Origin of the sequence: Waltera sp. (genome assembly GCF_046969025.1) — a bacterium.
Lineage (GTDB): Bacteria > Bacillota > Clostridia > Lachnospirales > Lachnospiraceae > Acetatifactor > Acetatifactor acetigignens.
In genome coordinates, this window is record NZ_JBKVQF010000042.1 from 1 (window position 1) to 10155 (window position 10155).

Below are 10155 nucleotides of genomic sequence, written 5' to 3' on the forward strand. Positions count from 1 at the left end.
TCTGACGCACGGTGGTGTGAGAGGACGGCGGTTAGTCACCGCCTCCTACTCGATTGCATTTCATGTTGCCTCAACCTAACATCCGGAACGATCTTCAGGAAAGGCTATCTCTTTTGACTGTAATATACCCAAATCTGCTGAAAAAGTCGACAAAACTCAGTATAATTCACGGGTCGAATGAAGAAAAATGTGGTATAATTTCCAAAGAGTTTTACAAGGGAGTAATTGACAAGCTATGAAAATGAAACACAACAGATTTCAGAAACGTTTGATAACACAATTGTCACTATGGCTGGTACTGCTATTGACATTTACCGGCTGTGCGGAAAGCACCGTCACGCCGCAGGATAATACCTATACGATAGAGCAGCCGGCGACGATCCCCACCGAATTGCTGGAGGCATCGGAGACTGCAGCATCGGAACCCGAATCCGGACAGCCACAGGAAAACGCTTCGGATACACAAGAATCGCAGCAGGTCACATCTGCAACAGATGCTTCGACAGGAGAGGGCACAGCAGCATTTTCCCTTTGGGAGATTCCGGCATACTCCGGCACGCCTTATACAGAGGTCAATGGCAACAAACCTTATTTCACAGAGGCAGATCTGACCACACAGTCCTTCGAGACATACAGCGGGCTGGACAGCCTGGGGCGCTGTGGCGTGGCATATGCCAACGTAGGACAGGACCTGATGCCGACAGAACCGAGAGGGGAGATCGGAGCCGTGAAGCCTACCGGATGGCATCTGGTGAAATACGATAACGTGGACGGAAAATACCTATACAATCGCTGCCACCTGATCGCCTACATGCTGGCGGCGGAAAACGCCAATCCGCAGAACCTGATCACAGGAACCAGATATCTCAACGTGCAGGGAATGCTTCCTTTTGAGACGAAAGTCTGCGATTATATCAAAAATACAGGGAATCATGTCCTGTACCGTGTCACTCCCATATTTGACGGGGATAACCTGCTGGCAGACGGTGTCCTCATGGAAGCCTATTCTGTGGAAGATGTCGGAGAGGGAATCCAATTCTGTGTATTTGCATACAATGTGCAGCCGGGGATCGGTATTGATTATGCTACAGGGGATAACTGGGCAGAGAGCAACGCGGCATCCCAGGAAGCGGCAGCACCCATTGTGATAGAAACACCGACACAACAACCCCAGACAGACACTACGGTGCAGATCACACCGGAACCGTCAGTGCCACAGGAATCACAGGAAACTACCTATGTGCTGAATACCAACACCATGAAATTCCACTATCCGTCCTGCTCCAGCGTGGATCAGATGAAGGAGAAAAACAAAGAGATATATACCGGCAACAGAGAAGATATCATCAATATGGGATATATGCCCTGTAAGCGGTGCAATCCTTAATCGGCAAGTGAATTAGATATAGCAGAAAAGGACCTTCGAGATACTGATAACAGCCTCGAAGCTCCTTATTATTTGCTTAGTAAAGATAAGAATATGATTTGCGTCAACAGTTTTCGTATACTTGCAAACATTCTGCAAATGCTATAGACTAAGACTAGTTTCTATATCTATTTGAATCAGAACAAAGGAGTATATGTTATGTGTACAGCGGCAACTTATAAATCACAGGATTTTTATTTCGGCAGAACTTTTGATTATGAATTTAACTATGGGGAAGAGGTAACGGTAACACCACGCAATTATCCTTTTCCGCTACGGCATCAGAATGCCCTGACGGAGCATTATGCCATGATCGGCATTGCTCATATGGCAGGGGATTATCCTTTGTACTATGATGCAGTGAATGAGAAAGGACTCGGCATGGCGGGACTGAATTTCCCGGGAAATGCAGTATACAGCAAAGTGCAGACAGGTAAGGACAACATCGCCCAGTTTGAGTTCATCCCCTGGATTCTGGGGCAGTGTGCCAATGTGCAGGAAGCCAGAGTATTGTTATCCCATATCAATCTGGTGGATACACCCTTTAATGAAAAATATCCGGTTTCTCCACTGCACTGGATTCTGGCAGACAAGGAAGAGGCCATTACGATCGAGTCTGTGCAGGAGGGGCTGAAGATCTATGACAACCCGGTGGGAGTATTGACGAACAATCCCCCGTTTCCAATCCAGATGTTTCGTTTGAACGATTATATGTCCCTGTCTTCCGAATCACCGACAAACCGTTTTTCCGCAGATCTGAAGCTGAAGCCGTACAGCAGAGGCATGGGAGCCATGGGACTGCCCGGGGATCTGTCTTCTGCATCCCGTTTTGTACGGGTGGCATTCACGAAGATGAATTCCCTGTCCGGATTGTCTGAGTCGGAGAGCGTCAGCCAGTTTTTCCATATTCTGGGGAGCGTGGATCAGACCAGAGGATGCTGTCAGCTGGACAAAGGGGAGTATGAGATCACTATCTACACTTCCTGCTGCAATGCAGACAGAGGAATTTACTATTATACGACCTATGAAAATCATCAGATTACTGCAGTAGATATGTACCGGGAAAATCTGGACAGTGATCGTCCTGTCCATTACCCGCTGGTGCAGGGAGAACATATTTTATTGCAGAATGCTGCAGCAGGAAGCGCGGAGGAAAACCAGTAATGGATGTACAGAAAGAACAGGAGCAGCAAAACCGGACGGATCATGTAGTGTCCGGATTTGCATTCTATTCAGAGAAAGATGCCAGACTGGCAGAGCAGGAGAGACAGAAGATTGCTTATCTGGATAAGCGGATCGATCGGACAAATCTGGAGTCCGTACTGGTTATTTATAAAAAAGCATTGGATGACAGGGTGTTCCGCACTCCGGTAGGTTTGGAATACCTCAGGGAATTGCAGGGAGAACTGAAAGCAGAGCAGGATCTGTTGGGAGAAGAGATTCCGCCGATCCCTCTGTGGACGAACTTTGCGGACACCAGGGAAAAAACGTCTCCTGCCAGAAGAAGAATCAAACCGGCACCGGAAGAAAATAAAAATACGACGTTCCGGCTGTCTCTTATTATGAATATTGTGATGGTCATTGCAATTATTGCAATGTTTATCATCACGCTGAATTCCGATCAGCCCAATGTCCTGAATTATGAAAGAAATCTGCAGAACAAATATGCCACCTGGGAGCAGGAACTGACCCAGAGGGAGCAGACGGTACGGGAAAAGGAAAGAGAATTACATATAGAGACCGAAGTTTCACAAAATTGACATATTTACACGTTATAGTGTAAGTATTCAGGAAAGCCTCGAAGAGGCGATTTTGCGAATGGGGCTGAATAGTTACTATCTCAAGATAGGAAGGTGAGGGTGTATGGACAGACTGAAAGTACTGGTAGTAGATGATGAGAGCAGAATGCGCAAGCTGGTCCGGGATTTCCTGGTGAAGAGCAATTTTGATGTACTGGAAGCCGGTGATGGTGAGGAGGCACTGGATATTTTTTATAAAGAAAAAGATATCGCATTGATCATTCTGGATGTGATGATGCCGAAGATGGACGGATGGCAGGTGTGCCGGGAGATCCGGGTGAACTCCAAAGTACCGATCATCATGCTGACAGCCCGCGGAGATGAGAGAGACGAACTGCAGGGATTTCAGCTGGGAGTGGACGAGTATATTTCCAAGCCCTTCAGTCCCAAGATTCTGGTGGCCCGAGTGGAAGCAATCCTGCGCAGAACAAATCAGCTGGGACAGGAAGAGGCTCTGACCTGCGGCGGCATTACCGTGGATAAGGCGGCACACCGCGTGATCATTGATGGAAAAGATGTGGATCTAAGTTACAAGGAATTTGAACTCCTGACCTATTTTATGGAAAATAAAGGCATTGCCCTGTCCAGAGAAAAGATCCTGAACAATGTGTGGAACTATGATTATTTTGGGGATGCCCGTACCATAGACACACATGTGAAAAAACTGCGCAGCAAACTGGGCGAGGAAGGCAATCTCATAAAGACCATATGGGGCATGGGGTACAAGATGGATGAAACAGCGGAATAAACAACAAAAGAGAAAAGTACATTCTATCAGGGGACAGTTTGCCTGGATCTTTATCGGCCTGATGATCGGTACGATCCTGCTGTGCCTGATGATCAACTATTTATTTCTGGGAAAAGTCTATATGCAGAGCAAACTGGATGTTATTCATGATGCTTACGGAACCATCAAGCAGGCAGCGGAGAGCGACAGCTATGACACGGAAGAATTTGCCAGAGAACTGGATGATGTGTGCAGAAGCTACAACATGACGGTATGCGTTATGGATGTGAATTCCAATATGAAATATGTGTCCATCAACGGCGGTGAGAGACTGGAAAACCGCCTGATCGGTTATGTATTTGGACTCAGCATACCTTTCAATGACCAGAGGGTGATCGAGAACGGCGATGATTATGTGATCAAGAGAACCGGACAGGAGGACAAGGAATATCTGGAAATCTACGGAAGACTGAATACCGGCATTTCTTTTATTATGCAGACACCTCTTTCCAGTATTCAGGAGAGTGCAAAGATCGCCAACCGCTTCTATGCCCTTGCAGGATGTCTGGGAGCAATGGCGGGTGGTATTATTATCTGGTTCGTCTCCCGAAGTGTGACCAAGCCGATCCTGGAACTGAATAATATTTCGAAACGGATGGTACAGCTGGATTTTGAGGCAAAATATCAGGGGAAGGCACATAATGAGATCGATCTGTTGGGAGAGAATATCAATAAGTTGTCCGATTCCCTGGAGAAAACCATTTCGGAACTGAAGACAGCGAACAATGAATTGCAACGGGATGTGGAGAAAAAAGAAGCCATTGACGAAATGCGCAAGGAATTTCTGGCCAATGTATCCCACGAACTCAAGACCCCCATTGCGCTGATTCAGGGTTATGCGGAAGGGCTGCAGGAGGAGATCAATGACGATCCCGAGAGCAGGCAGTTCTATTGTGATGTCATCGTGGACGAAGCAGCGAAGATGAACAACATGGTGAAAAAGCTTCTGACCCTGAACCAGCTGGAATTTGGTAATGATGTGGTGGCCATGGAGCGGTTCGACCTTACGGCGCTGGTGAAAAATTATATCCAGTCAGCGGCAATTCTGACAAAACAGCATGAGATCACTGTGCGGATGGAAGAGTATCCGCCGATCTATGCATGGGCGGATGAATTTAAAATAGAAGAAGTGTTCATGAACTTTTTCTCCAATGCGGTCAATCATTGTGAAGATGATAAGATCATCGAAGTGAAAATGGAACAAAAGGACGGCAAAGTACGGGTATCTGTATTCAATACAGGCAAACCGATCCCGGAGGACTCTATCCACCATATCTGGGAGAAGTTCTACAAGGTGGATAAGGCAAGAACCAGAGAATACGGAGGCAGCGGTGTGGGATTGTCTATCGTGAAGGCCATCATGGAATCCATGAACCAGCAATTCGGTGTGAACAATTACAACAACGGCGTGGAATTCTGGTTTGAGTTAGAGACAAAATAGTAAATATAAAGGATATATTTTTATATGAGGGAAGAACAGATACAGGAGGCACCGGTAAAGGTACTGTTAGTCGGTGTGGATGTCGGTGAAGAACCGGATTTTGAGCGTTCCATGGAGGAACTGGCAAGTCTGGCGGAAGCTGCGGAAAAAGAAGTGGCCGGTCAGATTGTACAACGGCTGGATCATGTCAATAAAGCGTTATATATCGGCACCGGAAAAGTGACAGAGGTGCGCAGGCTGGCAGAAGAATGCGGGGCACAGGAGATTGTGTTTGATAATTCTCTGACACCTTCACAGGTAAGAAATCTGGGAAATGAACTGGAACTGCCGATCATCGACCGGACTAATCTGATCCTAGATATATTTGCCATCCGGGCCCAGACAAGAGAGGCAAAATTACAAGTGGAGACAGCCAGACTGCAATATATGCTGCCGAGACTGGTAGGAATGTATGATGCACTGAGCAGACAGGGCGGTGCCAGTGGCAGCATGAGTAATAAGGGCACCGGTGAGAAAAAGCTGGAACTGGACAGGCGTAAGATCGATCATCGTATCACAGAACTGAAAAAGGAACTGGAAGATGTGGGACGTACCAGAGAGGTGCAGCGGAAAAAGAGGCAGCAGTCCCGTATCCCGCAGGTGGCTCTGGTAGGATATACCAATGCGGGAAAGTCTACAATTCTGAACCGTATGGTAGAGCAGTTCGGCGAATTGCCGGATAAAACGGTCATGGAAAAGGATATGCTGTTTGCTACACTGGAGACCAGTGTCCGCAGTGTGGATACCGGACATAATAAGCCCTTTTTCCTGACGGATACGGTTGGATTTATCAACAAGCTGCCCCACGGACTGGTAAAAGCCTTCCGCTCTACACTGGAAGAGGTGAAGTATGCGGATCTGCTGATCCAGGTGGTGGATTTCAGCGATGAAAATTACAGACAGCAGATGCAGGTAACTGCTGATACCTTAAAAGAACTGGAAGCAGGTGACATTCCGCAGATCATAGTGTATAATAAGGCAGACAAATGTGAGATGGAACCACTGCCGCAAAAGAGACAGGACAACTGGTATCTGGCGGCAGGACTTAATATCGGTATCCGTGAACTGGCAGAGGCTGTTGAACAGAAAGTCTATGCGGATAATGCAGAGTGCGTATTTCTGATCCCGTACAGTGCAGGAAATGTGGCTTCCTATCTGATGGAACAGGCGCAGATACTTTCCAGAGAGTATAGGGAGGACGGTATTCTGATCCATGCGGACTGCCATAGACAGGATATGGACAGATACAGAGAGTATATAGTGTCATAAGATCACAGAAATTACAATGAGGGAAGGATAAAAGATGGAGACCAATACACAACAGGAACGAGCAAAGAGACTGGAACAACAGGCAAGAGAATACCTGATGCAGTCCAATGATCCGATATTTACCAGGTATTTACAGCAATTACTTCCAAGAATACAGAGACAGCCGGAATATGTAGAACAGCTACAGGCAGAACTGGATAAAAGCGTGGAATTCTGGTACCAGAGACAGCAGATCAATGCAAACAGAGGCGGAGAAACCGGAGCGGAGTCATCTGTGCCGCAGCAGAGTGTACCACAGGAGGCAGCCGCCGGAGAACAGCAGACAGCCGGGCAATCACAGACACAGCCAGTGGGGCAGTTTACCATGCAACAGGTGCAGGCGCCGGTGACGCAGGCACCGGCACAGAAGAAGCAGAATGCGGAATATCTGGTCGCAACCATTGCATTGTCGGTGGTTGGCGGAATCTTTATTCTGACCGCACTGGTATTGCTTGGTATGTATTTTATGAACGGCTGGATCAAAGGTATTTCTTTATATGCAGTTTCCCTGGGAGTGGTATTGATCGCAGAATTACTGATCCACAGAAAGCTTCCGAAACTGGCCCGGATCTTTTCGGCTATCGGTATAGCGGCGTTATATCTGTCGACCATGATCAATACGATTTCCCTACATAATTTCGGTATGCTTCCTGCAGCGGCGATCATTGCAGTGATTACAGTGGGCACGGTTTTACTGAGCAGAAAAAGGGATTCCCTGATACACAGAATGCTGGGAATCGCAGCATGCTGGCTTTGTGCGTATCCGCTTTTCGGTTCTTCATTGCTTTCGGAGCCGGAAGGCCTGCTGGTGCTGGCATTGATTCTGTTACTGAGTGTACTGAGCATCTGTGTGCCGGTAAGAAGATATCATACGGCTTCGCAGTTGATACAACTTGTCAGCACTACGATCCTTTTCCCGGTAACGGTATCCTGTGTGATCAGTACACAGGGAATGCCGGTCTGGGTGACAGCAGCTGCATTTGGAACCTTTTTCCTGATCGCACATCTGATCCTGGTAGTGCAGAGCAATTACATACTAAAAGAAAAACAGGCGGGCCATGCAGTGAATGAAAACGGCTTGCTGGCAATCTATATAGCATTTCTTCTGGTAGCCGGAATTACAACCGGTACAGCGATGAACAATTATTGGGGAAGAGCGGAGAACGACGCATATATCGGAATCATCGCCCTGACGGGAATGGCGTTTGTAGTCGCAGTTCTTGCGGGAATTGCCATACGTGGAACGTGGAAAAAATGGCTGCCCTGTTACTTTTTCAGTTTTGTTGCGGTATGTGCCTTTTCTGTAATAGAAAGTAACTGGCCGATACTCATATGCCTGACAGCGTTGCTTTTACTGACGAAGATACTGACCCGTTTTGCGGAAGGCGGACTGAGGGCACTGGATGTGATCGTTACATCACTGTACTGTATTGAACTTCTGGCAAACGGAAAGGAAATACCGTATGCATACCTGCTCCTTGCGGGAACCATCCTCAGTATGTTCCTGGTCTATGGATGGACAACGATACAGGAGCTCCTGCTTACTTTTTCCCTGGCATTTTTTGCAGCGGCCAATTTGATGCCGATGCTAAAGCTGCCGGCTTTTGCGGGGATCCTGTTTGTAAGTATATTGCTGTTTAATAATGTGAAATATATGCGCGGGAAAAACATCCTGATATTTAATGTATTTGTAATGGTGGGGCAGATCGGAGCGTTGATCGCTCTGGCAAATCCGGTGTACCGGAACTCTTATCTTACTTATCTGTGCATGTTTGTGTTTGTACTGGCTTATCTGGTACTGACATTGCAGGAGAGATACTATAAGAAGTTTAAACACAGAGAACTGATCATTGTGATCTTTCTGACCTATATGGCACTGATCGTTAAGACCAATGTTCCCGTGATCAATAGTGTTCTGATCATGCTGATTGCGCTGGTAAGTGTAACACTGGGCTTTTTGAAAAAAGATAAGCCGGTAAGAATATATGGACTAGTGCTTTCTTTGTGCACTTGTGGTAAAATAGCATTATATGATTACTGGGGAGCACCGGTATTGCAGAAAACGGTCCTTTTCTTTGTAGTGGGTGTGATCGCACTGGCGATTGCCGGGATTTATATCGTACTTGAGAAAAATACAGGAAACAATGGAAAAACAGACAGGGAAGGATAGAAGAATGACAGGAAACAAAAAGAAGATTGTATGCGGAGCGTTATTGTGTGTAATGGCGCTTGGCATGACAGCCTGCGGAAATGAAATTCCGGATCTGACAGAAGAGGAATCACAAAGAGTCGGAGAATATGCGGCGGTAACTCTCTTAAAATATGATGCGAATCACCGGAGCCGTCTCGTGGACCCGGAAATCGTCATTGCAAAACTGGAAAAAGACGCGGCCAGGGAAGCCGGAAGACAGGAGAATGCACAGACGGAAGAGAAGCCTGCGGAATCGGCTGCTTCAGAAGCCCAGGCACCTACCGCACAGGAGGATATTACCACCAGTCTGGAGGATTTCTTCGGACTTGCGGAGGGAGTGACCTTGACATACAGAGATTACCAGATAGCAGACTCTTATCCGGAGGACGGATCTACGGAGGATTATTTTGCGTTGGATGCATCCACCGGGAAAAAGCTTCTGATATTGAACTTTGAACTGACCAACGGAACAGACCAGGAGGAAAATGTTGATTTCCTGAGTACCGCATCCAGATACATCATTACTGTAAATGACGGCACACGTGGAAATGCATTGACCACAATGCTGCCCAATGACATGTCTACGTATGTGGAAACCATGGCTCCCGGTGAGACACAGGGATTGGTCCTGCTACTGGAAGTAAATGAAGATATGGCAAATGGGATACAAAACATTTCTCTTCGTCTCAAAAATACATCAAATGAATATACAATTCAACTTTTATAGGCATATATACTGTAAATTATGAGAAAAAGAGAAAAGACAATAAGATCCAAAATGACAAAAAAGCCCATGATTATGGGCTTTTTTACTGCTTTTGCAAAATTGTTTGAAAAATATGCAAAATAATGTTGACAAGTGGGGCACAGGGTGATATACTCAGATTCGTTGTTGAGGCAGCGCCGAGACAACACAACAGCTCGAAAGAAACTTGAAAAGATTTCAAAAAAAGTTGTTGACAAAGTCTGACAGATATGTTAACATAAATATCTGTCACGGAAAACAAGGTTTTCCAAGACGAAAAAAGATTTCAAAAAAGTTGTTGACAAACGGAAGCGGTTATGATAAGATATCAGAGTTGCCGCTGAGAACAACAGCAAAGCAACACAGCTCTTGCGAAGCAAGAGGTTATGATCTTTGACAAATAAACAGTAATGCAACCC

The 10155-nt window shown here is 46.4% G+C and carries 8 protein-coding genes; all 8 read left to right on the forward strand.

The window, feature by feature from the left end; all coding sequences use genetic code 11:
• The first annotated feature begins 241 nt into the window (after window positions 1-241).
• The 8 genes from ACLTOH_RS15010 to ACLTOH_RS15045 all read left to right on the forward strand — a co-directional run bounded on the left by ACLTOH_RS15010 (window position 242) and on the right by ACLTOH_RS15045 (window position 9718).
• Window positions 242-1387, forward strand: a complete 1146-nt coding sequence (locus ACLTOH_RS15010) for a DNA/RNA non-specific endonuclease (RefSeq protein WP_118505641.1) — start codon at window positions 242-244, stop codon at window positions 1385-1387.
• A gap of 198 nt (window positions 1388-1585) precedes the next feature.
• Entirely contained in the window at window positions 1586-2590 is a 1005-nt protein-coding gene (gene bsh, locus ACLTOH_RS15015) for a choloylglycine hydrolase (protein WP_118731349.1), read from the forward strand.
• On the forward strand, window positions 2590-3186 hold the full coding sequence (locus tag ACLTOH_RS15020; protein WP_022312780.1) for a hypothetical protein: 597 nt from the start codon (window positions 2590-2592) through the stop codon (window positions 3184-3186). Before bsh ends, ACLTOH_RS15020 begins: the two co-directional genes overlap by 1 nt.
• Window positions 3187-3289: 103 nt before the next feature.
• A complete protein-coding gene (locus ACLTOH_RS15025; protein ID WP_117569142.1) occupies window positions 3290-3973 on the forward strand; it encodes a response regulator transcription factor in 684 nt (227 codons plus the stop codon).
• Window positions 3957-5453 carry a sensor histidine kinase gene (locus ACLTOH_RS15030; RefSeq protein ID WP_117467533.1) on the forward strand — a complete coding sequence of 499 codons (1497 nt, stop codon included), beginning with the start codon at window positions 3957-3959 and terminating at the stop codon, window positions 5451-5453. The genes ACLTOH_RS15025 and ACLTOH_RS15030 overlap by 17 nt, the downstream gene beginning before the upstream one ends.
• A 24-nt stretch (window positions 5454-5477) precedes the next feature.
• Window positions 5478-6761: a GTPase HflX gene (gene hflX, locus ACLTOH_RS15035; RefSeq protein ID WP_412224337.1), complete on the forward strand. Its 1284-nt coding sequence runs from the start codon at window positions 5478-5480 to the stop codon at window positions 6759-6761.
• A 34-nt stretch (window positions 6762-6795) separates the two neighbouring features.
• Complete coding sequence (locus tag ACLTOH_RS15040; protein ID WP_412224338.1) at window positions 6796-8970, forward strand: hypothetical protein; 2175 nt, start codon at window positions 6796-6798, stop codon at window positions 8968-8970.
• A 4-nt stretch (window positions 8971-8974) separates the two neighbouring features.
• A complete protein-coding gene (locus tag ACLTOH_RS15045; protein ID WP_412224339.1) occupies window positions 8975-9718 on the forward strand; it encodes a hypothetical protein in 744 nt (247 codons plus the stop codon).
• Window positions 9719-10155: the final 437 nt, after the last annotated feature.